Below are 25,177 nucleotides of genomic sequence, written 5' to 3' on the forward strand. Positions count from 1 at the left end.
TGCACGTGGGGGCACCTCCCGACCGGTCCGCCGCCCAGGGGCAGAGGCGTACGAACGGTTCCCCGGCAGCCCCCTGGCCGTGCCCGCCGAGTGAGCCGCAGGCTACAGCGTGCCCTTGCGCTGCAGCACGTTGTAGGAGATCCACCCCGGGAGCACGGGCAGCCAGAAGGTCAGCGCCCGGTAGAGGAAGACCGCCGGGGTGGCGGCCACCGGCGGTACGCCGGACAGGGTCAGCGCGCCGACCAGGGCGATCTCCACCGGGCCGATCCCGCCCGGGGTCGGGATCGCGGAGCCGGCCGCGTTCGCGGTCAGGAAGACCACCGCGACGGCGGAGAAGCTCATCGAGTAGCCGAAGGCCCGGACGGAGGCGTCCAGGCAGGCGGTGAAGCTGAGCGTCAGGAGCAGGATCCCGCCGAAGCCGGTGACCAGCTTGCTGGGGGTCTGCATCAGGTCGAGCATCCGGGGGACGACGCCGAAGAACAGCGACCGTACCCGCGTCACCACGAACCGCCGCAGCGGGCCGACGGCGGCGACCACCAGTGCCAGCACGGCGGCCGTGAGCACCCCGATGATCACTGCTCGGGAGGCGCCGAGGTCCCCGTTGGTCTGGCTGCCGGTGATCAGGCCGAAGCAGAACAGCAGCAGCAGGTGCCCGGCGAGACCGGCCAGCTGCGAGGCGCCGACGCTGGCGACCGCCTGGCCGGACCGGATGCCCGCCTTCTGCAGGTAGCGGGTGTTCAGCGCGATTCCGCCGATCGCGGCGGGCGCGACCAGCTTCACGAACGACCCGGCGACCTGGGCCGCCACCGTACGCCGGAACGGCAGCCGCTCGGGCACGAACCCGGTCAGGCTCATCGCCGCCGCGACGTAGCTGATCGCGGCGGCGGCCAACGCGACCGCCGCCCAGGCCCAGTCCATCTGGGAGAGCTTGAGCTGCGCGGGCTTGACGGTGGTGAGGGCCAGGTAGGCGGCGAAGGTCAGCGCGATGACCATGATCAGGGTCTTCGGCTTGAGCCGCTCCAGCTTCGCCGGGGCCATCGGGGCCTCGGGCGCGATCTGCAGGATCTGGCCGCGGATCCGGCTCAGCAGGTCCTCGCCGGCGGTCGCGATGTCCTCCTCGGCCTGCTGCTGGGTGCGCTCGCCGGCCGCGACCTGCTCCAGCGCCAGCGCCTGCGCGGCGGCCTTGCGTTCCTTGCCCAGCCGGGCCAGGTCGATCCTGGTGCTGCGGCTCATCCCGACCGGCTGTAGCAGCGGCAGCGAGGCGGCGACCCGGTCGGCGCCGAGCACCGCGTTGGCCGTGGCCACCGCCCGCTCCGGACCGACCCGCAGCGCGAAGGTGGTGAGCAGCTGGGCGACGTCGATCCGCAGGGTCAGGTCGCCGGCCGCGATGTCGCCACCGGACAGGTTGACCAGGCAACCGGTCTTGTCGTCCACCACCAGCAGCGATTCGCCGGTGAGCCTCCGGTGGGCGATCCGCCGCTCGTGCAGCGCGCCGACCGACTCCCAGAGCGAGGCCATCACCTGGTCGGTGATCTCCTCGCCCGGCAGCTCGTCCAGGGTCCGGCCGGGGACCTGCTCGTAGACCAGGATCGCGGCGTCCGGGCCCAGCTCGGAGGTGGCCACCAGCTGCGGCGCGCGGGCGCCGGAGGCGGCCGCCGCGTAGGCGATCAGCGCCTCCTGCTCCAGCGCCTGGCGCAGGGACTGCGGGCTGCGCCGGACGGCGACCGAGCGCAGCCGCAGCCGTCGCCAGGCCCGGTAGAAGAAGCCGGAGGCCTGCTGCTCGCGGTCGATGATGTGGACGTCCAGCGGCGGCCCGTCCTGCTGCTCGACGTAGTAGCGGCGGGTGCCGCCGGGGGCGTCGTAGGCCCGGTGCGCGCCGGCCGGCGCGAAGCCGACCTTGCGCAGCCCGAGCATCAGGTGATTCCCGGTCGGGCGGATGTTCGGCGAGCCGATCGCGTACAGCGTGCCGTACGCGACGGACCAGCCGATCAGCACGGTCAGCAGCAGGGAGAGCAGCGTCGTGTAGCCGCTGACCAGTTCGGTCACGCCGCTGAGGATCACCACCACCCAGAGCGCGACCCGCCAGCGTGGCCGGCTCGACATGCCGACCGCCGTCATGTAGGCGATCACCGGCGCGAGATAGCCGTGCACCGGGTCGGTGAGGGTCCGGGCGCCGTCGGGCGGCAGCTGGGTCAGCGTCTCCCGGAGGAGGTTCGGCGCGCCCACCGCGACCCACCAGTCGACGCCCAGCGAGACCCCGTAGGCGAGCACCGAGGCGAGCACGCCGTCGGCCACCCGCAGCCCGTCCCGTTTGATCAGGCGCTCGACGGCGAAGGAGAGCGGTACGGCGAGTACGGCGACGCTCGACACCAGGGCGGCGACGGTGCTCAGCAGGCCGGGGATGCGCTGGGCGTTGGTGGAGATGTCGGTCTCCAGGCCCGAGGTGGTCGAGACCGCGAACCTGGCCACCAGGAACAGCGCGACGATGCCCATGACCCCGGCCAGGAAGCGGATCAGGTCCGACGGCCGGTGTGCTCGGGCCGCGAGCAGCGGCTCGTCCACGGCGAGGTGGTCGCCGGTCGGTGGCTCGTCGGCCGGCACGCCCTTCTCCCCCTTGTACGGATTTCTGTAGGCATCTCTGCGGCTGTCGCTGTAGGTGTCCCTGCGCGGATCGCCGTGCGGGGCTCCGGACGGACCTGCGGGCAGGTCCCGGCCCGGAGCCGGGCCGGTCTGTGCGTGCGGGGCGCCGGACTCCTCGCCGCGCGGCTGCTTGTCCAGCGAGATCCGCTGCGGCGGCGGGACCTGCTCCGAGCGCGCAGACCGGTCGGTGGCGGGCTCGTCCGAGCCCCTGTCCACGTCCACGTCTGCCGTCCCGGTCATCTGGTCTTGTCCTCGTATCACCACTCACCGCCCCGAAGATGGTGGCATGCCCGGGCCGCCCGTGCTGGACAGGGGCCGTATCGGGCGCGGCGAATCCCTCGCACGGCGCCCCGGACTGGACCGGATGAGGAAAAATGCCGCAGATGGAAGACAGTGTGCCCCCGGACGGGCCCCAACCGTACGCGGACTCGGTACTCGACCTCACCGAACGCATCCCGCCCGGCCTGGTGATGACCTACGGGGACGTCGCCGAGTACCTCGGCCGGGGCGGCCCGAGGCAGGTGGGCCGGGTGATGGCGCTGTACGGCAGCGCGGTGCCCTGGTGGCGGGTGGTCCGCGCCGACGGGCGGCCGCTGCCCGGCCACGAGGACCGGGCGCTGGCCAACTACCGGGTGGAGGGGACGCCGCTGCGCACCGTCGGGGGCGAGCCCCGGGTGGACCTGAAACGCGCCCGCTGGGACGGCAAGTAGCACCTCACCAATCTGCACCGGTCCGCCCCGCCGTATGCCTGCCACCGGGCGCGTCCGGCCGGCGGCGCGCCCCCGCTCCGGCCGATCCGGGTGCGGCGTCCGCAGCGGCGGGGCAGGATCGTAGGCTCGATGCGTACGGGCACCGCCCGGCCCACCCGCCTCCCCAGCCCAGGACGTCCGTGACCTCCCCCTTCCGTCTGGTGCGCAGCCCGCTCGCGCAGCCCGCCCCGCCCGTCCTGGACCCGTACCAGCGGGCGGTGGCCGAGCACCCGGGCGGGCCGCTGCTGGTGCTCGCCGGTCCGGGGACGGGCAAGACCACCACGCTGGTGGAGTCCGTCGTCCGCCGGATCGAGCGCGGCACCGACCCGGAACGCATCCTGGTGCTCACCTTCAGCCGCAAGGCCGCGATGGAGCTGCGCGACCGGATCACCGGGCGGCTCGGCAGCGCGGGGGCCTCGCCGCAGGCCACCACCTTCCACTCGTTCTGCTACGCGCTGCTGCGCGCCCACCAGGACCCGGAGGCCTACGCCGAGCCGCTGCGGCTGCTCTCCGGCCCCGAGCAGGACGTGATGGTCCGCGAGCTCCTCGCGGGCGACGCCGAGGACGCCAGGCAGGGAGCCGGCCGGATCAGCTGGCCGCTCGACCTGCGCGCCTGCCTGACCACCCGCGGGTTCGCCGACGAGGTCCGCGCCGTGCTGGCCCGCAGCCGCGAGCTCGGCCTCGGCGAGGCGGAGCTGAGTCGCTTCGCCGACGGCGTGCAGCGCCCGGACTGGGCCGCCGCCGCGCACTTCCTCGCCGACTACCTGGACGTGCTCGATCTGCGCGGGGTGCTCGACTACGCCGAGCTGGTGCACCGCGCGGTGCTGCTCGCCGAGCGGCCCGAGGTGGGCGCCGCGCTGCGCGAGCGGTACGAGGTGGTCTTCGTCGACGAGTACCAGGACACCGACCCGTCGCAGGTCCGGCTGCTGCGGCAGCTCGCGGGCGGCGGGCGGGACCTGGTCGCCGTCGGCGACCCGGACCAGTCGATCTACGCCTTCCGGGGTGCCGACATCAACGGCATCCTCGACTTCCCGCAGTCCTTCCCGCAGGCCGACGGCCGCCCGGCCGAGGTCAAGGTGCTGCGGGTCTCCCGCCGCTCCGGCGCGGTGCTGCTGGCCGCCACCCGCGAGCTGGCCCGCCGGATGCCGATGGGCCGGCTGCCCGCCGACAAGCTCGCCCAGCACCGCGCGCTGCTGCCCTCCCGGGAGGGCGGCCGGGCCGAGGTGTACACCTACCCGACCCCCGGCACGGAGCTCGACTCCATCGCCGACCTGCTGCGCCGCGCGCACCTGGAGGACGGCGTGCCGTGGGGCGAGATGGCCGTCCTGGTCCGGGCCGGTTCGCGCTCGATCCCGGGCGTCCGTCGGGCGCTGGGCGCCGCCGGGGTCCCGCTGGAGATCGACGGCGACGACCTGCCGCTGCGGGAGGAGCCCGCGGTCGCCCCGCTGCTGCTCGCGCTCCGCGTCTGCGCCGAACCCGCCGAACTCTGCACCGCCGAGCTGGCCCGCACCCTGCTCACCGGCCCGCTCGGCGGGCTGGACGGGTCGGACCTGCGGCGGCTCGGACGCGCCCTGCGCGAGGAGGAGCGGCAGGCCCTGGGCAAGCAGCGCGCCGGGGTGCCTCCGGAGGACGGCGAAGCGGTGACGGAGGGGGACCTTCCGTCCGGCGCGGTTCCCCGCGCCCCTGAAAAAACCGTGCGGTCGGCCGAGGAGCTGATCCGGGAGGCGCTGCTGGAGCCCGAGCGGCTGGTGGCGATGGATCCCTCGTACAGCCGGCGGGCCCGTGACCTGGGGATGCTGCTGCGGAAGGTGCGCGAGCGGCTCGCGGGCGGCGGCGGGGCCGAGGAGGCGCTCTGGGAGCTCTGGGACGGCAGCCGGCGCTGGCGGGAGCGGCTGGAGCGGGCGGCCCTGCGCGGCGGCTCCGCCGGCCGCAACGCCGACCGGGACCTGGACGCGCTCTGCGCGCTGTTCGAGACCGCCGCGCGGGCGGAGGAGCAGCTCGCGGGCCACCGGAGCGCCCTGGACTTCCTGGCCGAGCTGGAGGCGCAGGACATCGCCGCCGACACCCTCACCGTCCGGGCGGTCCGCCCGGAGGCCGTCCGGCTGATGACCGCGCACCGGTCCAAGGGGCTGGAGTGGCGGGTGGTCGTGGTGGCCGGGGTGCAGGACGGGCTCTGGCCCGACCTGCGGCGCCGGGGTTCGCTGCTGGAGGCCGACCGGATCGGACGGGACGGCCTCGCCGAGCCGCTCACCCCGGCCGCGCTGCTCGGCGAGGAGCGCCGGCTCTTCTACACCGCCGCGACCAGGGCGAAGGACCGGCTGATCGTCACCGCCGTCAAGGCCCCGGCGGAGGACGGCGACGAGCCGTCCCGCTTCCTGCGCGAGCTCTACCGCGAGGAGCTGGACCCGCGGACCGGCAAGGTGCGCAGCCGGACCCCGCAGGTGGTCGTCGAGGACGTCACCCACCGCCCGCGCCGCCCGCTGGCCGTCTCCGCGCTGGTCGCGGAGCTGCGGGCCGTCACGGTGGACCCCGGCCGCAGCCCGGAGCTGCGGCGGGCCGCCGCCGAGCGGCTGGCACTGCTGGCCGGCGCGCTGGACGAGGACGGCGTGCCGCTGGTGCCCGCCGCCCATCCGGACCGCTGGTGGGGCCTGGCCGACCGGACGGACGTCCCCGAGCCGCTGCGGGAGCCCGGGCTGCCCGTCCGGCTCTCCGGCAGCGGGCTGGAGCAGCTGGAGAACTGCTCGCTGCAGTGGTTCCTGGACAAGGACGTCAAGGCGGCGACCACCACCACCGCCGCCCAGGGCTTCGGCAACGTGGTGCACGCGCTGGCCGACGAGGTCGGCTCCGGCCGCACCCCGGCGGACCTCGCGGTGCTGATGGGGCGGCTGGACACGGTCTGGGACGCGCTGGCCTTCGACGCGCCCTGGAAGTCCCACCAGGAGAAGGAGCAGGCGCGGGCCGCGCTGGAGCGCTTCCTGCACTGGCACGTCCTGGAGCGGGGCCGGACCACCGTGGCCACCGAGCACGGCTTCGACCTGACCATCCCGGTCGGCGGCATCGACGTCCGGATCCGGGGCTCGATGGACCGGGTCGAGCGGGACGAGGCCGGGCGGGCGTACGTGGTCGACTTCAAGACCGGCAAGCAGATCCCGACCGAGAAGTCCCTGCCGGAGCACAAGCAGCTCGCGGTCTACCAGCTCGCCGTCCGCAGCGGCGCGCTCGCCGACCTGCCGGGCTTCGAGGACGGAGCGGTGTCCGGCGGCGCCGAGCTGGTGCACCTGCGGGAGCCCGCGAAGGGCGCCGTCGAGGCGCCGAAGGTCCAGCAGCAGGGCGCTCCGGACGGCGAGCCGTGGATCGAGAACATGCTCGCGGAAGCGGCCGGCCGGGTGCTCGCCGAACGCTTCCTGCCCACCACCGGGGACGGCTGCGCGCGCTGCTCCTTCCGCAGCAGCTGCTCGGCGCAACGTGACGGCCGTCAGCTTCTCGATTGACGCCGGCCATCGTCAGGGGCGCGTGGGGGCACCTCCCGGCCGAAGGCCGGGGGAGAACTGCGCGAAGCGGTAGGTGCGGCGCCGTCACTCCCGGGTTCGCGCAGTCCGCCGCGCCCCTGTTGTGTCGGCCCGAACAGTTAGGTTTGGCGGCGTGCAGCGCGTACTCACCCAGCCCGAGCAGCTCAAGGAGCTGCTCGGCATTCCGTTCAACCGGGAGCAGATGCTTGCCATCGGCGCCCCGCTGGAGCCTGCCGTGATCGTGGCCGGGGCCGGGTCGGGGAAGACCACGGTGATGGCGGCCCGGGTGGTCTGGCTGGTCGGGTCGGGGGCGGCCCGGCCGGAGGAGGTGCTCGGGCTCACCTTCACCAACAAGGCGGCGGGGGAGCTGGCCGAGCGGGTCCGGACGGCGCTGCTGCGGGCGGGGGTGATCGACCCGGACGAGGAGTCGCTCGGGGAGCCGGAGATCTCCACCTACCACGCCTTCGCCGGGCGGCTGCTCAAGGAGCACGGCCTGCGGATCGGTGTCGAGCCGGACGTCCGGCTGCTCGCCGACGCCACCCGGTTCCAGCTGGCCGCCAAGGTGCTGCGCTCCGCCCGGGGGCCCTTCCCGGGGCTGACCGGGGCGTTCTCCGGGCTGGTCGCCGACCTGATCGCGTTGGACAGTGAGCTGGCCGAGCACCTGGTGGCCCCGGCCGAGCTGCGGGCCTTCGACACTGGCCTGCTGGACGAGCTGGCCGGCGCCAGGCTGAGCAACGACGACCTGCGGGCCCTGCCGGTGACCGCCCGCGCCCGGCTGGAGCTGCTGGAGCTGGTGGAGGAGTACCGCCGCCGCAAGCAAGCTGCCAACCTGATGGACTTCGGTGACCAGATCGCCGCCTCCGCCCGGCTCGCCCAGCAGCGGCCCGAGGTCGGCGAGCTGATGCGCGGCCAGTTCAAGGTGGTGCTGCTGGACGAGTACCAGGACACCTCGGTCGCCCAGCGGCTGATGCTGTCCGGGCTGTTCGGCGGCAGCTCCGGCTCCGGCCACCCCGTCACGGCGGTCGGCGACCCGTGCCAGGCGATCTACGGCTGGCGCGGCGCCTCCGTCGCCAACCTGGACGACTTCCCCCGGCACTTCCCGCGCCGGGACGGCACCCCCGCCGTCCGCTACTCGCTCAGCGAGAACCGCCGCAGCGGCGGCCGGCTGCTCGCCTTCGCCAACCACCTGGCGCACCCGTTGCGCGCCATGCACCAGGGCGTCGAGGCACTCCGCCCGGCGCCGGGGGACGAACAGGAGGGCTTCGTCCGCTGCGCGCTGCTGCCCACCCACGCCGAGGAGATCGACTGGCTGGCCGACTCGATCGCCCACCTGGTCCGCACCGGCACCGCGCCGGGCCGGATCGCCGTGCTCTGCCGGGGCGGTGCGGCCTTCCCCGACATCCACGCGGCGCTGGTCGCCCGGGAGGTGCCGGTCGAGGTGGTCGGGCTCGGCGGGCTGCTCCAGCTGCCGGAGGTCGCCGACCTGGTCGCGGTCTGCGAGGTGCTGCAGGACCCGACGGCCAACGCCGCGCTGGTCCGGCTGCTGATCGGGCCGCGCTGGCGGATCGGCCCGCGCGACCTCGCCCTGCTCGGCCGCCGGGCCACCGACCTGGTGCGGACCGGCCGCCCGGAGGGGGTGGACGCGCTGACCGCCGCCGTCGCCGAGACCGACCCGACGGAGGTGGTCTCGCTCGCGGACGCGCTGGAGACCTTCCTCGACAGCGACCAGCCCGACGAACTGCCGTTCTCGGCCGAGGCCCGGGTGCGCTTCGCCCGCCTCGCCCAGGAGCTCCGCGAGCTGCGCCGCGCGCTGGCCGAGCCGCTGATGGACGTGCTGCACCGGGTGCTCGCCGCCACCGGCCTGGAGGTCGAGCTCTCGGCCTCGCCGCTCGCCCTGGCCGCCCGCCGCCGGGAGACGCTGCACAGCTTCCTGGACGTCGCGGCCGGCTTCGCGGACCTGGACGGCGACCCGGGGCTGGCCGCCTTCCTGGCCTTCCTGCGGGCCGCCCAGGAGTACGAGCGCGGGCTCGACAACAGCCTGCCCGGCGGCGAGGACACCGTGAAGGTGCTCACCGCGCACAAGTCCAAGGGCCTGGAGTGGGACGTGGTGGCCGTCCCGAACCTGGTCAAGGACGTCTTCCCCGGCAGCAAGGGCCGGGAGAAGTGGACGAGCACCAAGCGCGTCCTGCCGCACCGCCTGCGCGGTGACGCGGCGACCCTGCCGGACCTCGACACCTGGGCGCCGAAGGAGATGGCGCTGTTCAAGAAGGAGATGGCCGAGCACTCGAAGACGGAGGAGCTCCGGCTCGGGTACGTCGCCTTCACCCGCCCGCGCTCGCTGCTGCTCGCCTCCGGCCACTGGTGGGGGCCGAGCCAGAAGCGCCGCCGGGGCCCGTCCGGCTTCCTGAAGGAGCTGCGCGAGCACTGCGAGCGGCCGGGCTGCGGCGAGGTCGAGCACTGGGCCGAGCACCCGGCTCCGGACGCTGAGAACCCGGCGCTGGCCGGCACCGTCGAGACACCCTGGCCGCTGCCGCTGGACCCGGCCGCCCAGCTGGCCCGCCGCCGGGTCGCGGGGGTCGTCCGGGGCAGGCTGGCGGGCGAGCCGGCCCCCGGGCCCGAGCCGCTGGCCCCCGAGGACCAGCGGCAGGCCGACTCCTGGGACCGCGACCTGAACGCCCTGCTCGGCGAGCTGGCGCGCTCCCGGCGGGCGGTCCGCGAGGTCCCGCTGCCGGCCTCGATGTCCGCGTCCCAGCTGATGCGCCTGGCCGCCGACCCGGACGGCTTCGCCCGGGAGCTGGCCCGCCCGATGCCCCGCGAGCCGCAGCCCGCCGCCCGCCGGGGCACCCGCTTCCACGCCTGGGTGCAGTCCCGGATCGAGCCGCTGATGCTGATCGAGCCGGGCGCTCTGCCGGGGGTCGACGACGACGGGATCGAGGACGAGCGGGACCTGGAGCGGCTCAAGGAGGCGTTCCTGCGCAGCCCGTACGCGCACCGGGAGCCGTACCGGGTCGAGGCGCCGTTCCAACTGGTGCTGGCGGGGCGGGTGGTGCGCGGCCGGATCGATGCGGTGTACCGGGAGCGTGACGGTGGCTCAGGGTCACCACGGTCCGCGCGCTACGAGGTGGTGGACTGGAAGACCCACCGGGAGGAGACGGCGGACGCGCTGCAACTGGCCATCTACCGGGTCGCCTGGGCCGAGCAGATGGGGGTGGATCTGGAGCAGGTCACGGCATCGTTCCTCTACGTCCGTAGTGGGCGGGTCGAAAATCCGTCAGGACTTCCTGACCGAAAAGAGTTGACTCGGCTTCTGATCGGGAATAGTGAAGAATGAGTCACGCAGCGCATCCGCGTCGTCACAGGATCGTGCGAAACCTGTTCACAGTGCACTTTTCGCGCCTATTGTGGGGTCGGTAACCGGTCACCCCCGTACTCCGGCCACCAGCGAGGCCCGCAGTTCGTAACCCTCAGTCATCACCGCAGGTGTCCCAGGCACCGGCCACCTTCTGCTGGAGAGACCGAAGTTGAGCGCGACCGGATGGATCAGAGCGCGGCTCGGGGGGCCGACCCCGGGAGCCGTTCCAGGCGGTGTCACCGGGCCCTCGGGGACATGGCCGAGGACCGCCCTGGCACTGCCGTTCATCGGCATGCTGCTGGTGGTCGCCCTCGACTACTTCAGCAACAGCGAAGTCACGGTCGAACCCGCCCTCACCGCCGTCCCCGCACTGGCCGCCGTGGTCAGCCGCCGGGCCTGGTTCCCGCTGCTGATCGGTGTCTGCACCGAGGCGGCGGCCTTCCTGATGGCCTTCCTCAACAACGTGCTCGGCGAGTCCGTGCACAGCGCGACGGTCTTCGCCATCGCGCTGGTGGCCGGGATCGGCTGGGTCAGCGTGACGCTGCGGCTGCGGCAGGAGGCCGCGCTCGCCGACGCCCAGCTGGTCGCCGACATCGCCCGCCGGGTCCTGCTGCGCTCCGTCCCCGACCGGGTCGGCAGTGTCCGGGCCGCCGTCCACTACGCCGCCGCCGCCGCGCACGCCTCGATCGGCGGCGACCTGTACGAGCTGGTCAACACCCGGCACGGGGTGCGGGCCGTGGTCGGCGACGTCCGGGGCAAGGGGCTGAACGCCGTGGAGACGGCGGCCGCCGTGCTCGGCGCCTTCCGCGAGGCCGCGCACCAGGAGCCCGCACTGGACAAGGTCGCGGGCTGGCTCGCCGTCAGCCTGGACCGCGCGCTGCACGAGAACGACCACCCCGGCGTGGAGGAGGAGTTCGTCACCCTCGTCCTGATCGGGGTCCGCCCGGACGGCACCGCCGAGATCGTCAACTGCGGCCACCCCGCCCCGCTGCTGATGCGGGCCGGCGAGCCCGTCCGCGCGCTGGAGCTGGACGAGACCGTCCCGCCGCTCGGCGTCCTCGACCCGGCCGACGTCCGCCCGCCCGTCCAGCGGGTGGCGGTGCGCCCCGGCGACCGCGTCCTGCTCTTCACCGACGGCGTGATCGAGGCCCGCGACCACCGCGGCGTGTTCTATCCGCTCGCCGAGCGGCTCCCGCACTGCGCCACCGGCGGGCCGGTCGAGGTGCTGCGGCGCCTCCACGACGACGTCGTCCGGCATGTCGGGCGGAGCCTGTCCGACGACGCCGCGATGCTGCTGCTCCAGTACGAGCCGGTCGGGCCCGCGCTCCCGCAGCAGGCCGCGCCGCAGGCCCTGACCGCCGGCTGACCTCCGCGGCGCCGCGCCCCGGCGCCGGTCGCGGTCGGTCGGTCGCGGTCAGTCGGTCGCGGTCGGTCGGCCGCGGTCAGAGGGAGACCTGGACGATCAGGGGGCGGTGGTCGGAGACCGCCGCGCGCGGGGCGCTGGCCGGGCCGACGGCCGTGCGGGGGACGCCCATCGCCAGGACGTGGTCGAACTGCACCGTCGGGCGGTGCGAGGGGTAGGTCGGGGTCTTGGCCAGGTCGTACCAGCCGTGCAGGCGCGGGCGCGGCTCGCGGACCCGGCGGCGGCGCGGGCCCGGGACGGCGGCCCGTGCGCGGCGGGCCGCCCGGACGTCGCGGACCCGGTCCCGGTCCAGCGCCGCCGCGCCGCCGAGCACCGTCCGCGGGACCGCGCCGATCAGGTTGAAGTCGCCGAGCACCAGGCAGGGCTGCGGCAGGTCGGCGATCCAGCGGCGGATCGCCGCCAGCTGCGCCATGTTCCAGCCGGGCACGAAGGACAGGTGGGTGGCGACCACCGTGAACGGTCCGTTCCCGCCCTCCAGGACGGCGGCCAGCGCGACCCGCGGTTCGTCCGGCACGGGCGTCAGCCCGCGCCGCCCGGCCACCCGCAGCGGCAGCCCGAACGGCGCCGGCGCGAACCGCCGGGCCCGCCAGTGCCGGACGGGCAGTCTGGTCAGCAGCGCGGTGCCGTAGGAGGGCAGGTCGGTGCCGGTGTCCGCCTCGCCGGGGCCGTAGACCTGGAGGCCGGTGACGGAGGGGTCGGCCAACCAGCCCGCCAGCGGTGCGGGCCGGCCGTGCAGCGCGGCGGCGAAGCGCCAGTCGGCGGCGCCCATCGCCTTGGCGGCGACGGCGGCCTGGTCGACCAGGCCGGAGCGCTCCTGGTACCGGTCCACCTCCTGGATCGCCAGGACGTCCGCGTCCAGCGCGGCGATGGCCTCGCCCAGCGGCTCGCCCGGATCGGGTGGACAGGGCAGCGGAGCGCCGTCCTCGGCCAGGGGTTGACCGTGCAGCAGATTGAAGGTGGCGATGCGCAGCTGGCTCACCGTACGACCGTACCGGTTCGCGTGACGCTTGAGCTGGATGGACATACCGGGTATACATACTCGGTATGTCCATCCGTCACGGCCTGCTCGCCCTGCTCGACCAGGGCCCGCGCTACGGCTACCAGCTCAGAACCGAATTCGAGGCCCGTACGGGCGCCACCTGGCCGCTCAACGTCGGCCAGGTCTACACCACGCTGGGGCGCCTGGAACGGGACGGCCTGGTCGCGCCGCACGGTGAGGACGAGGACGGGCACCTGTTCTACGCCGTCACCGAAGCAGGACGCGCGGAACTGCGCACCTGGTTCGAGACCCCGGTGCCCCGGACCAATCCGCCGCGCGACGAGCTGGCGATCAAGCTGGCGATGGCCGTGACCGTGCCGGGGGTGGATGTCACCGCGGTGGTCCAGGGGCAGCGCAGGCACAGCATGAAGGCGCTCCAGGACTACACCCGGCTGAAGGGCCAGGCCCTGACCGCCGACACCGGCAAGCAGGAGGACCTCGCCTGGCTGCTGGTGCTGGAACAGCTGATCTTCCAGACCGAGGCCGAGATCCGCTGGCTGGACCACTGCGAGAGCCGCCTCACCCAGCGGGCCGCCGCGCCGCCCGAGCCGCAGCAGGCCACCGAGGCCCCGGCCAAACCGCGGCGCCGCTCCCGCCTCTGAACGTCGAACGTACGCACAACAGCAGGGGGAAAGTTGACCATCTCTCAGAATTCGAACAGCGCGGCGCCCGTACTGCACCTGGAGGGCGTGACCCGGGTCCACGGACAGGGCACCACCGAGGTGCACGCGCTGCGCGGTGTCGACCTCAAGGTGCACCCCGGCGAGTTCGTCGCCGTGATGGGGCCCTCCGGCTCCGGCAAGTCCACTCTGCTCACGCTGGCCGGCGGCCTGGACAGCCCGACGGCGGGCCAGGTCCTGGTCGAGGGCACGGCGCTGGGCGGCCTCAGCCGCAAGAAGCTGGCCGAGGTCCGCCGCCGCTCGATCGGGTACGTGTTCCAGGACTACAACCTGATCCCCGCGCTGACCGCGGCCGAGAACGTCACGCTGCCCCGTGAGCTGGACGGCATATCCACCCGCGCCGCCCGCCGCGAGGCGCTGGCCGCGCTGGAGGAGCTGGGCATCCTCGAACTGGCCGACCGGTTCCCCGACAACATGTCCGGCGGCCAGCAGCAGCGGGTCGCCATCGCCCGCGCGCTGATCGGCGGGCGCCGGCTGGTGCTCGCCGACGAGCCGACCGGCGCCCTCGACTCCACCACCGGCGAGTCGGTGCTCGCCGTGCTGCGGGCCCGCTGCGACGCCGGGGCCGCCGCCATGATGGTCACCCACGAGGCCCGGCACGCCGCCTGGGCGGACCGGGTGGTCTTCCTGCGGGACGGCCGGATGGTCGACGAGAGCGTCAGCCGGGACGCCGCCAGCCTGCTGGTCAGCGCCGCCACCAACAGCCTGAACGGGCCGGTGCACGAGTGAGGCCCGGCGCCTGGAGGGTCGCGCTGCGGATCGCCCGCCGCGACGCGATGCGGGCCAAGGGCCGCAGCGCGCTCGTGCTCGCCATGATCGCGCTGCCGGTGCTCGGCGTGGCCGGTGCCGACGTGGTCTACCGCAGTGCCCAGCTCACGCCGTCCGAGCAGGCGGCCCGGCAGCTGGGCCGGGCCGACGCCGTGGTCTCCCAGTACGACCAGGGCTCCACCGTGAAGCAGGCCCCGAACTCCGGCGACGGGTACAACTCGGAGAACCCGAAGAAGGGCGACAAGCCCACCCCCGAGCAGCTCAGGAGCCTGGCCACGGACCCGGCCGTGCTGGTCAGGCAGCTGCTGCCGGCCGGCAGCACCCTGCTCCCGCTGACCCAGGGCAGCGGCGCGGCGACCACCACCCGCGACGGGCTGGTCCGGGTCCAGACCGCCGAGGCGGACCTCGCGAACCCGGTCTGGCACGGCAGGATCAACCTGATCCGCGGCCGGGCACCCGGCTCGCCCCAGGAGCTGGCCGCCACCCAGCACTTCCTCGACCTGGCCCACCTGAAGGTCGGCGACACCACCACCCTGCGCGGCCTCGACAGCCGGCCCTTCACCATCACCGCCGCCGTCGAGGACCCCAGCGACCTCAAGAACGACCAGCTCATCGGCCGCCCCGGCGAGCTGCTCGACCCGCTCGACAAGGCCCTGGGGCAGTCGGCCGACCGGAGCCCGAGCTTCGGGCGGAGCAAGTGGTTCCTCCAACTGCCCGCCGGAACCGTGCTGGACTGGCCGAAGGTCCTGGAGCTCAACAAGTACGGCTTCCTCGCCGACTCGCGCAGCGTGCTGCTCGACCCGCCGCCGCGCTCCGCGGTGCCGTACTTCGTGGAGCAGGACGCCTCCGGCGGGAGCGGCTCCCTCATCGACAGCACCGCCGTGGTGGTCCTGGCGACCGTCTGCGGCATGGCGCTGCTGGAGATCGTGCTGCTGGCCGGCCCCGCCTTCGCGGTCGGTGCGCGGCGCTCCCGCCGCCAGCTCGGGCTGCTCGCCGCCGGCGGCGGCGACCGCGCGCACGTGCGGGCCGTGGTGCTCGGCGGCGGTGTGGTGCTCGGGCTGGCCGGTGCGGTGACCGGCGTGGTGCTCGGGATCGCCCTGGTCGCGGTGGTGCGCCCGTGGGCCGAGGAGGCCTCCGGCAGCAGGTTCGGACACTTCGCCGTCCAGCCGCTCGACCTGCTCGCGGTGGCCGGGATCGGCCTGGTCACCGGGCTGCTCGCGGCCGTCGTACCGGCCTTCCAGGCCGCCCGGCAGGACGTGGTCGAGGCTCTCACCGGCCGGGGCACGATCCGCCCCGCCAGCCGCAAGCTCGCCGTGCTCGGCCTGCTCATGCTGCTCGGCGGCGGCGCGCTCGCCCTGTTCGGCGGAACCATCGGCGGCCTCCGGAGCCACCGCAGCGTGGCCGTCCTCGGCGGCTCGATGATCGCCGAGCTGGGCATGGTCGCCTGCACCCCGATCCTGGTCGGCCTGTTCGGCCGACTGGGACGGCTGCTGCCGCTCAGCCCCCGCCTGGCACTGCGCGACTCGGTACGCCACCGCGGCCGCACCGCCCCCGCCGTGGCCGCCGTGATGGCAGCCGTGGCCGGATCGGTCGCGGTCGGGATCTACGGCGCCAGCAGCGACCAGGAGATGCGCGGGCACTACACGGCCGGCCTGCCCAGCGGCGGGGTGGCGGTCGCGCTCGGCTGGGGCCGGGAGGCGGACCCGAAGCTGCTGCCGCAGCAGCGGGCCGCCATCGAGCAGGCGATGCCCGGGCTCGGCGCCCGCGGCGACATCTCCGCGATCAGCTACCCGGCCGGGTGCAGCCCGCTGGCCGGCTCCTGCGGCTACGTCCAGCTCTCCATCCCCAAGGAGCGCCGCTGCCCGGCCACCGACCAGGACCGGACGGAGTCGCTCAACGGCGCCGACTTCCAACGGCTGATGCGGACGGACCCGCGCTGCGCCAACGGCTACCCCAGCAGCCAGCAGTTCGGCACGCTGACGGCCGGGGACGCGACCGTCCTGCACAACCTGCTCGGCGTCCAGGACCCTGCGGCGGTGCGGGCACTCACCGAGGGCAAGCTGGTCGTCTTCGATCCGGTCTACCTCAAGGACGGCAAGGTCACCCTGAAACTGGCGGAGCCGTCGAACGACCGCGGTGTGCCGGTGATCGGTGCCGACGGGGCCGTCGCCGAGCCCGCCAAGACGAGGAGCCACGACGTCGCGGTGCCCGCCGTGCTGGCCACCGCGCAGGTCAGGAGCGCCACCGCGCTGATCACCGTGCCGGCCGTCCGGGCGCTCGGCCTCGGCACCACCGAGGCGGGATCGGTCTGGCTGCCCGAATCGGCGCCCTCCGACACCGCCGAGCAGAAGGCGACCGCGGCGGTCTCCAAGGTCGACGCGGGCGCCCGGCTCACGGTCGAGCGCGGGTTCCGCCCCCAGCACGGCGCAATCAGCCTGGCGCTCACCGGGTTCGCCGCGCTGGTCGCGCTCGGCGCCGCCGGGATCGCCACCGGCCTCGCGGCCGCCGACTCCCAGCGCGACCTGGCCACCCTGGCGGCGGTCGGAGCGGGCGGCGGCATCCGCCGCAGGCTCTCCGGCTTCCAGTGCGGCGTGATCGCCGCGATGGGCGCGGTGCTCGGGACGGTCAGCGGGATGGTCCCCGCCGTCGCCCTGCGCAAGGTCCAGGCGATGGCGGCCTCGGCGGACCCGTACGCCGACGCCGGCGCCGGCCACGCGGTGATCGCCTTCCCGTGGCTGAACATCGCGGCCACCCTGGTCGTGCTGCCCGCCGTGGCGGTGCTGCTCGCGATGCTCTTCACCCGCTCGCGGCTCGTCCTGCTCCGGCGCGCGGGCTAGCGCGCGCCGGGGCAGCCCGGTGGGCGCGGGGGCCGGGCGGGATCGGGAGCGGCGGCGCCGCACCCTCCGCTCGCGCGGCCCCCGCGCCCCCGGGCCGGCCCGGCAGGTGACAGAGGTTACCGATCACATCCCGGAGGGCACGGGCGCGGACCCACACGGGCGAACTAAAGTCGCCCGTATGACGAAAACCCCGGACAGCGCCGTCCGCTCCTACATCGACCAGCACCAGCCCGGCTTCCTCCAGGACCTCGCCGACTGGCTGCGCATCCCGTCGGTCTCGGCCGACCCCGCGCAGGCCGGCGAGGTCCGCCGCTCCGCCGAGTGGCTGGCCGCGAAGCTGGCCGAGACCGGCTTCCCGGTGGCCGAGGTGTGGGAGACGGACGGCCTGCCCGCGGTCTTCGCCGAGTGGCCGTCCGGGGACGCGTCCGCGCCGACCGTGCTGGTGTACGGGCACCACGACGTGCAGCCGGCCGCCCGGGAGGACGGCTGGGCGACCGACCCGTTCGAGCCGACGGTGATCGGCAGGCAGCTGTTCGCCCGCGGCGCGGCCGACGACAAGGGCCAGGTCTTCTTCCACACCCTGGGCCTGCGGGCCCACTTGGCCGCCACCGGCCGTACCGCTCCCGCCGTCAACCTCAAGCTGCTGGTCGAGGGCGAGGAGGAGTCCGGCTCGCCGAACTTCGGCGCCCTCGTCCGCCGGGAGGCCGAGCGGCTGGCCGCCGACGTCGTGATCATCTCCGACACCGGCATGTGGTCCGAGACCACGCCGACCGTCTGCACCGGCATGCGCGGCCTGATGGACGCCCAGATCGACTTCACCGGCCCGGACACCGACATCCACTCGGGCTCCTTCGGCGGCGCCGTCCCCAACCCCGCCGCCGTGGCGGCCGGGCTGGCGGCCGCGCTGCACGACGAGGACCGCCGGGTGGCGATCCCGGGCTTCTACGACGGCATCGTCGAGCTGACCGACCGGGAGCGCGAGCTCTTCGCCGAGCTGCCCTTCGACGAGGCGCAGTGGCTGCGGGTCGCGAAGTCGTACGGGACCCAGGGCGAGGCCGGGTACAGCACCCTGGAGCGCGTCTGGGCCCGCCCGACGGCCGAGGTCAACGGCATCTGGGGCGGCTACACCGGCCCCGGCGGCAAGACCATCGTCCCGGCCGAGGCGCACCTCAAGCTCTCCTTCCGGTTGGTCGCGGGCCAGGAGTTCGAGAAGGTCCGGGAGGCCGTCCGGGAGTGGGTCGCGACCCGGGTGCCGGCGGGCATCCGGTACGAGCTGGTCTTCCCCGGCGCCACCCGGCCCTGCCTGACGCCGCTGGACCACCCGGCGCTGCAGTCCACCGTGCGGGCGATGGGACGGGCCTTCGAGCAGAAGATCCTCTTCACTCGTGAGGGTGGTTCGGGGCCCGCCGCCGACCTCCAGGACGTGCTGGGCGCGCCGGTCCTCTTCCTGGGCATCTCGGTGCCCTCCGACGGCTGGCACTCCGTCAACGAGAAGGTCGAGCTGGACCTGCTCGCCAAGGGTGTGGAGACCGCCGCCTATCTGTGGGCCGACCTGGCCGAGAACTGGCGCCAGGCGTGAGCCGCGCCGACGAGTACCACTGGGCTGACGACTACCGGAACGGGGAACCGAGTTGAGTACTGTGCCCGACATCGAGGACAGCGTGCGGAGCAGGGGCGCGAGGCACCTCGCACTGGCCCGGGCCGGGGTGGAGCGCGCCGCGCAGCACCGGTTCGACGAACCGTGGCTGGCCGCGGCCTGGAGCCACCCGAACACCCGGGTGCTGCCGATCTCCGGCGGTGAGGCCTTCGTGGTCGACACCGAGCGGGGCACCGAACTGGTGCTGCTGCCCTCCTTCGAGGCGCCCGAGACGGGGGACCGCTACTTCCTCGGCACCGACGAGGACGGCACCTCGTACTTCGCGCTGGCCGGCGAGAGCCTGCCGGGCCGCTTGGACGGGGACGCGCGACCGGCCGGGCTGCGCGAGGTGGGGGCGATGCTCTCCGACCGCGACGCCGGGCTGCTGGTGCACGCCGTGGCACTGGAGCACTGGCACCGGCTGCACAGCTTCTGCTCCCGCTGCGGGCACCCGACCGAGAAGGCCGGGGCCGGGCACGTCCGCCGCTGCACCTCCTGCGCGGCCGAGCACTACCCGAGGACCGATCCGGCGGTGATCATGCTGATCACCGACGAGCAGGACCGCTGCCTGCTGGGCCGGCAGGCGATCTGGCCGGAGGGCCGCTGGTCCACCCTCGCCGGCTTCGTCGAGCCGGGGGAGTCGCTGGAGCAGGCGGTGGCCCGGGAGGTCTTCGAGGAGGCCGGGGTCCGGGTCGCGGACGTCGGGTACGTGGCCAGCCAGCCCTGGCCCTTCCCGTCCAGCCTGATGCTGGGCTTCATGGGGACGGCCGACCCGGCCGGGACCGCGATCACGGTGGACGGCGAGGAGCTGGCCGAGGCGCGCTGGATCTCCCGCGAGGAGCTGCGGGCCGGAATGGCGGCGGGGGAGATCCTGCCGCCGTCCGGAATTTCGATCGCACGTCATCTGGTCGAACTCTGGTACGGCGAACCGCTGCCGCCGGCGGCCCGCTGGTAGCGGATTTCCGAATGCGCGAACGCACATAGGAGCGCAGGCGCATAAAAGGGGGCGTGCGGATTTCACCGCACGCCCCCTTTTTATCGACGGGCCTTCTCCGGGCCTTCGTGCTGACCTTCCCCGGATCTTCTCCGGATCCGTTCCGCGATTCGCCGCTCTTCGCTTCTCCGCCGACCGCCTCCGTCCTCCGCCGTCGTCACGGATTCAGTTCGAGCCAGCAGCTGACGGTCTTCCCGGTCAGCCGGGTGGTCACCGTCCAGTCCTCGCACAGGGCCGTGACGATCGCCAGGCCCCGCCCGTGCGAGTCGTCCTCGGCGGCGTCGCGGGCCTGCGGCAGGCCGCGGCCGAAGTCCGCCACCGAGATCTGCAGGGCGGTGTCGGTGAGCGCCAGGGTGATCGAGATCGCCCCGTGCCCGTACCGGAGGGAGTTGGTGACCAGCTCGGACACCAGGAGTTCGGCGCTGTCGGCGAGCCGCTCGGCACCCCAGGCGGCCAGTGCCGTCCGGGTCAGCCGACGCGCCCGGGCGACATTGCACGGTTGCGGTGGGAAGGTGGCGGTGGCTGACCACGCGCCGTGTTCGGCCGCTTCGAGAGTCCGGCCGGGTCGGCGCTCGGCCCCGGCGGGGGCGGTGCGCTGCTTCTCGGTCTGCCGCGCGTTGAACTGGCGCGCCGCTCTGGTTACGGGCATGGATCCGCCCCCGGGAGTGCTGGATGGAATGCGCCGCCCGATTCGGCGACGGTGTCGCCGGACGGCCGCAATCGAGCTGTCGGGCAATCGTGCTGTCCTGCGTCGGACCGACATCGGCCGACCTGGCGTGCGGTCGGCTCGAAGTGCGCCCGGGAGTGATCGTAGCGAGCTTGATCGAGCCGGGTGGGACCAATCGTGAAATCCCCTGTCCCGGCCGATATTGGCCGGTTTCGCTGAAATCACGCAAGCCCCGTCGCTACATTCACTCGGGTGACAATCCCCCGGGGCAGTGCCCAATCCCCCAAGTACCAGCGGCTGGCCGCCGACCTGCGCCGCCGCATCGCAGCCGGCGAGTGGCGCGGCGACGTCCCGCTGCCGGTCGAGACCGAGCTCGAACAGCACTACGGCGTGGCCCGGAACACCGTCCGGCTGGCGGTGGACGTGCTGGTCAACGAGGGTCGGCTGGTCCGTCTCCAGGGCAAGGGCACCTACCTCAAGGACCACCCCGTGCTGGATCACCGCGCCTACGGGCCCGCCTTCGTCCCCGGCCAGCGGGACTGCCTGGCCGAGCCGGCCGAGGTGTACACGAAAGAGGCCTGCGCGGCGGGCCGCGAGTTGACGGTCGACTTCGAGATGCTCATCGTGCGGGCCCGGACGGACATCGCCGAACGGCTCGGGCTGCGTCCGGGCGAGGCGGTGGTGGTCCGCCGCCAGCTGCGGCTGATCGACCGCGAGCCCTACTCGATCGAGGAGAGCCACTACCGGGCCGGCCTGGCGGCGGGCACTCCGCTGATGGAGCCCGACCAGGTGCCCGGCGGCGACGAGACGGTGCTGTCGGCGCTCGGCCGGACGGAGATCGGCGGGGTCGACCACCTGGTCTCCCGGATGCCGGGGCCGGAGGAGTCGGCCTGGTTCCAGGGCGGCCCGGGGGTGCCGCTGCTGGTCCAGACCCGGGTCACCTACGACCGGCGCGGGCCGGTGCGGGTGATCGAGACCCGCTACTCGGCGGACCGCTGCCGGCTGGTGTACGGCCTCGGCGAGCTGGGCGCCCGCAATCCGGCGGCGGCCGGGCAGGAGCCGGCTGGGCAGGCGCCGGCCGGGCCGGGGCCGGACGGCGCGGGGCCGGACGGCCGGGTGGCCCCGGACCGGTGAGGTCCGGGGCCACCGTGCGCGCTCCGGGCGGGGGCGCGGCCGGGTCAGCCCGCCAGCGCGGTCTGCACCTGCTTCAGGCTCGGGTTGGTCATCACGACCCGCTCGCCGCCGCCGACGGGCTCGACGATCACGGTCGGCACCACCTGGTTGCCGTTGTTCACCGACTCGACGAAGGACGCCGACGCCGGGTCCTCCTCGATGTTGATCACCGTGTAGCCGATCTCTGCGCGGTCCATCTGGCTCTTGAGCCGGTTGCAGTACCCGCACCAGGTCGTGCTGTACATCGTCACGCTGCCGGACATCGCGGTGGTCTCCTTCGGGAGGGGCGTACGGTCGGAGTCGAGAACGTCCCGCGTGCGTCGGACATTCCGCGTGCGCCGGGCGTGCGGCGGATGACGCGCGCCGGTCCGCGTGGAGATTGTCCGCTGATCATGCCGGACCTGTGGAGAACTCCCGGCAGAACCGCTGCCGCCCCTGGCAGGATCCCGGTACCGGGTGACCCGACCCGGCGGACTGAGAGGATGGTCCGCATGCAGGAAGAGCTTCCGGCCGGTTTCGACCGCGGCCCGTACGACATCTCCGCCGGTCCCGCGCCGATCGGCGCCGACGCCGTGCTGGCCGGCCTCGACCCCGAGCAGCGGGCCGTCGCCACCGCCCTGCACGGGCCGGTGTGCGTCCTCGCGGGCGCCGGGACGGGCAAGACCCGCGCCATCACCCACCGGATCGCGTACGGCGTGCGCAGTGGCGTCTACCAGCCGCAGCAGGTGCTCGCCGTGACGTTCACGGCCCGCGCCGCCGGCGAGATGCGCGGCCGGCTGCGCGAGCTCGGCGCCGAGGGCGTCCAGGCCCGGACCTTCCACGCGGCCGCGCTGCGCCAGCTCCAGTACTTCTGGCCGCGCGCCATCGGCGGCGAGGTGCCCCGGCTGCTGGAGCGCAAGGTGCAGCTGGTCGCCGAGGCGGCCGGCCGCAGCGGGCTGCGCGTCCAGCGCACCGAGCTGCGCGACCTCACCGCCGAGATCGAGTGGGCCAAGGTCACCCAGATCGTGCCGGACGACTACCCGGCCGCCGTGGTCAAGACCGGCCGCGACGCCCCGCGCGACCCGGCCGAGATCGCCCGGGTGTACGCGACGTACGAGCAGACCAAGCGCGACCGTGGGGTGATCGACTTCGAGGACGTGCTGCTGCTCACCGCGGCCATCCTGGAGGACCGCCCGGAGATCGCCGACCGGGTCCGCGCCCAGTACCGGCACTTCACCGTGGACGAGTACCAGGACGTCTCCCCGCTCCAGCAGCGCCTGCTGGACCAGTGGACGGGCGGCGGCGCCAGCCTCTGCGTGGTCGGCGACGCCAGCCAGACCATCTACTCCTTCACCGGCGCCACCCCCGACTACCTGCTGAACTTCCGCACCCGCCACCCCGAGGCGACGGTGGTGAAGCTGGTCCGCGACTACCGCTCCACCCCGCAGGTGGTGCACCTGGCCAACGGCCTGCTCGCCAAGGCGCACGGCCAGGCCGCCCAGCACCGGCTGGAGCTGGTCTCGCAGCGCGAGTCCGGTCCCGAGCCGGTCTACGCCGAGTACGCCGACGAGCCGACCGAGGCCGAGACCACCGCGCACCGGATCCGGGACCTGCTCGCCCAGGGCGTCCGGGCCAGCGAGATCGCGGTGCTGTTCCGCACCAACGGCCAGTCCGAGGTCTACGAGCAGGCGCTCGCCGACCTCGGCATCTCGTACCAGCTCAAGGGCGCCGAGCGGTTCTTCGAGCGCTCCGAGGTGCGGGACGCGGTGATGCTGCTCCGGGGCGCCGCCCGGGCCGGCTCCGACCCGCTCGCCGCCGACGCACCCGACCTGGCCGGTCAGGTCCGCGCGGTGCTGGCCAGCCGGGGCTTCACGCCGGAGCCGCCGGCCGGCTCCGGCACGGTCCGCGAGCGCTGGCAGTCGCTGGAGGCGCTGGTCCGGCTCTCCGAGCAGTTCGAGGCGGCCCGGACGGCGGCCGGCGAGCCCGCCGACCTCCCGGCGTACGTCGGCGAGCTGGACGCGCGCGCCGCCGCCCAGCACGCCCCCGCCGTCGAGGGCGTCACGCTGGCCTCGCTGCACGCGGCCAAGGGCCTGGAGTGGGACGCGGTGTTCCTGGTCGGGCTGACCGAGGGCACGCTGCCGATCATCTACGCCAAGACCGACGAGCAGGTCGAGGAGGAGCGCCGGCTGCTCTACGTCGGCGTCACCCGGGCCCGGGTGCACCTCTCGCTCTCCTGGTCGCTCTCCCGCTCCCCGGGCGGCCGGGGCACCAGGAAGCCCACCCGCTTCCTGGACGGGCTGCGCCCCGGCTCCGGCTCCGCCGGCCCGCGCTCGCGGGGCGGCCGCGGGGGCGTGGAGTCCGGCGCGGAGCGCTCGGCGGCGCGCAAGGTGCGCGGCCCGGTCAAGTGCCGGGTCTGCGACAAGACGCTCACCGAGGCGGTCGAGCGCAAGCTGCGCCGCTGCGAGAGCTGCCCGTCCTCGATGGACGAGGCGCTGTTCGAGCGGCTGCGCGAGTGGCGGGCCGAGCAGGCGAAGAAGCAGGGCCTCCCGGCCTACGTGGTCTTCACCGACGCGACCCTGATGGCGATCGCCGAGGACGTGCCCAAGAACGAGCGCGAACTGGCCGTGATCTCGGGCGTCGGTGCGATGAAGCTGGACAAGTACGGTGCCGACGTGCTCTCGTTGTGCGGTGGGAGGACTCCGGCGGACGAGTCCGTGGCCGACCTCCCGGGGGACGGGCCGGGGGAGGCTCAGTGGGACACCGACGAGCCGGCTTGAGCGGTTCCTGAGGATCTCCTCGAAACTCGCCGGAAAAATAGTTTGCGCGCCGTGCATGGAGCGCAATAGCCTGCCGGAGCGGTCAAGGAGACGAGGCCGCGAGCTGCACGGGGTCACTCCTGAAGCAGCTTCCCCATGCGCACCATCCGTACCACCCGCACGACCTGCTCGATCTGCTTGACCATCCGAATATCCGAACACCGGAGCCTGGGCAACTGGGCACCGCGAGACGCCGAGAGGAGGCGAAGACAGTGGAAACCACGACGATGATCACCAAACTGACTGGCCAGACCGTTATCGCCCTGCCCTCGTGCGCCTCCGCGTCGTTCGGCACCGCCGGCATCACGTCCGCCGCCTCGCTCCTGCGTGGCGCGGCCGTCCTCGCCGACAACGGTCTGGGTCTCGATGGTCAGGATCTCGACACCACCGGTGTCTCCGTCATTGCCGCCGTCCTCGGTGTCAGTGGCCTTGGCAACACTGGTGCCGGATCCGTCGAGGCAGGTCTGTCCGGCAACTGGCCGACGTTCGGCGGCGGGCGCGAGCTGCGCAACGAGCGACCGATCCAGGCACCGAAGGCAGTAGCAGCAGCCGCCGAGCATGGCGACTATGCGCAGGCCATCGGTGCCGGAGAAGCCAAGAAGCAGGACGAGCAGCAGATCGCCAAGGCCGAGGCCGCCTTTATGGGAGCCATGGCCGTCCGGATTCGGGCCTACCGCGGGCCTCAACCCTGGAGAGAACGAACCTGAGTCAGCCTCAGGTCGGCACCCTCCAGGGCCGCGGAACCCGTACACCGGGATCCGCGGCCCTTCTGTTTGTCCGGTACGTCAGACCACCCTGGCCCTTCGGGGCCTCCGGTCCAGCCCCACCAGTCCGCTGGACCGGAACCACAGAGATGAAGACGAGGAACGCCAAGTGTCAACGGTCATCACACCGCCACTCCCGTCCGTACCGACA

The 25,177-nt window shown here is 73.9% G+C and carries 16 protein-coding genes; 12 read left to right on the top strand and 4 right to left on the bottom strand.

Features of this window, described 5'->3' with window-relative positions; genetic code table 11:
• Nucleotides 1-102: 102 nt before the first annotated feature.
• On the bottom strand, nt 103-2,880 hold the full coding sequence (locus ABD330_RS02585) for a flippase-like domain-containing protein (RefSeq protein WP_344460171.1): 2,778 nt from the start codon (nt 2,878-2,880) through the stop codon (nt 103-105).
• 143 nt (nt 2,881-3,023) lie between these two features.
• On the opposite strand from ABD330_RS02585, the gene ABD330_RS02590 reads away from it, so the two are divergent.
• From ABD330_RS02590 to ABD330_RS02605, 4 genes are all read left to right on the top strand, one after another.
• On the top strand, nt 3,024-3,350 hold the full coding sequence (locus ABD330_RS02590; RefSeq protein ID WP_425555414.1) for an MGMT family protein: 327 nt from the start codon (nt 3,024-3,026) through the stop codon (nt 3,348-3,350).
• Between the two features lie 179 nt (nt 3,351-3,529).
• Nucleotides 3,530-6,880, top strand: a complete 3,351-nt coding sequence (locus tag ABD330_RS02595; RefSeq protein WP_344460174.1) for an ATP-dependent helicase — start codon at nt 3,530-3,532, stop codon at nt 6,878-6,880.
• Nucleotides 6,881-7,031: 151 nt separating this feature from the next.
• Nucleotides 7,032-10,229, top strand: a complete 3,198-nt coding sequence (locus ABD330_RS02600; protein ID WP_344460175.1) for an ATP-dependent helicase — start codon at nt 7,032-7,034, stop codon at nt 10,227-10,229.
• 313 nt (nt 10,230-10,542) lie between these two features.
• Complete coding sequence (locus ABD330_RS02605; RefSeq protein ID WP_344460177.1) at nt 10,543-11,616, top strand: PP2C family protein-serine/threonine phosphatase; 1,074 nt, start codon at nt 10,543-10,545, stop codon at nt 11,614-11,616.
• A 76-nt stretch (nt 11,617-11,692) separates the two neighbouring features.
• Here the strand turns inward: ABD330_RS02605 and ABD330_RS02610 are convergent, their stop codons facing one another.
• On the bottom strand, nt 11,693-12,652 hold the full coding sequence (locus ABD330_RS02610) for an endonuclease/exonuclease/phosphatase family protein (protein ID WP_344460179.1): 960 nt from the start codon (nt 12,650-12,652) through the stop codon (nt 11,693-11,695).
• A gap of 65 nt (nt 12,653-12,717) precedes the next feature.
• Here ABD330_RS02610 and ABD330_RS02615 point away from each other — a divergent pair, with 65 nt between their 5' ends.
• From ABD330_RS02615 to nudC, 5 genes are all read left to right on the top strand, one after another.
• Nucleotides 12,718-13,314 (top strand): PadR family transcriptional regulator, encoded by a 597-nt coding sequence (locus ABD330_RS02615; RefSeq protein WP_344460180.1) that lies wholly within the window; start codon nt 12,718-12,720, stop codon nt 13,312-13,314.
• 39 nt (nt 13,315-13,353) lie between these two features.
• On the top strand, nt 13,354-14,121 hold the full coding sequence (locus ABD330_RS02620) for an ABC transporter ATP-binding protein (RefSeq protein WP_344460606.1): 768 nt from the start codon (nt 13,354-13,356) through the stop codon (nt 14,119-14,121).
• A complete protein-coding gene (locus ABD330_RS02625) occupies nt 14,118-16,997 on the top strand; it encodes an FtsX-like permease family protein (protein ID WP_344460182.1) in 2,880 nt (959 codons plus the stop codon). The genes ABD330_RS02620 and ABD330_RS02625 overlap by 4 nt, the downstream gene beginning before the upstream one ends.
• A 178-nt stretch (nt 16,998-17,175) precedes the next feature.
• Nucleotides 17,176-18,576 (top strand): dipeptidase, encoded by a 1,401-nt coding sequence (locus ABD330_RS02630; RefSeq protein WP_344460184.1) that lies wholly within the window; start codon nt 17,176-17,178, stop codon nt 18,574-18,576.
• 61 nt (nt 18,577-18,637) lie between these two features.
• The gene (nudC, locus tag ABD330_RS02635) at nt 18,638-19,588 is read left to right on the top strand and encodes an NAD(+) diphosphatase (protein WP_344460608.1); all 951 of its coding nucleotides are present in this window, start codon (nt 18,638-18,640) and stop codon (nt 19,586-19,588) included.
• A gap of 196 nt (nt 19,589-19,784) precedes the next feature.
• Here the strand turns inward: nudC and ABD330_RS02640 are convergent, their stop codons facing one another.
• Entirely contained in the window at nt 19,785-20,276 is a 492-nt protein-coding gene (locus ABD330_RS02640) for an ATP-binding protein (RefSeq protein WP_344460185.1), read from the bottom strand.
• Between the two features lie 270 nt (nt 20,277-20,546).
• Between ABD330_RS02640 and ABD330_RS02645 the strand changes: the two genes are divergently transcribed.
• Nucleotides 20,547-21,428: a GntR family transcriptional regulator gene (locus ABD330_RS02645; protein WP_344460187.1), complete on the top strand. Its 882-nt coding sequence runs from the start codon at nt 20,547-20,549 to the stop codon at nt 21,426-21,428.
• Nucleotides 21,429-21,472: 44 nt separating this feature from the next.
• On the opposite strand, the gene ABD330_RS02650 is transcribed toward ABD330_RS02645, so the two are convergent.
• Nucleotides 21,473-21,730: a glutaredoxin domain-containing protein gene (locus tag ABD330_RS02650; protein ID WP_344460189.1), complete on the bottom strand. Its 258-nt coding sequence runs from the start codon at nt 21,728-21,730 to the stop codon at nt 21,473-21,475.
• Nucleotides 21,731-21,958: 228 nt separating this feature from the next.
• Here ABD330_RS02650 and ABD330_RS02655 point away from each other — a divergent pair, with 228 nt between their 5' ends.
• A complete protein-coding gene (locus ABD330_RS02655) occupies nt 21,959-24,223 on the top strand; it encodes an ATP-dependent DNA helicase UvrD2 (protein WP_425555415.1) in 2,265 nt (754 codons plus the stop codon).
• Nucleotides 24,224-24,474: 251 nt separating this feature from the next.
• Nucleotides 24,475-24,969 carry a hypothetical protein gene (locus ABD330_RS02660; protein WP_344460190.1) on the top strand — a complete coding sequence of 165 codons (495 nt, stop codon included), beginning with the start codon at nt 24,475-24,477 and terminating at the stop codon, nt 24,967-24,969.
• Nucleotides 24,970-25,177: the final 208 nt, after the last annotated feature.

The organism is Kitasatospora kazusensis (assembly GCF_039529945.1).
Classification (GTDB): Bacteria; Actinomycetota; Actinomycetes; order Streptomycetales; family Streptomycetaceae; genus Kitasatospora; species Kitasatospora kazusensis.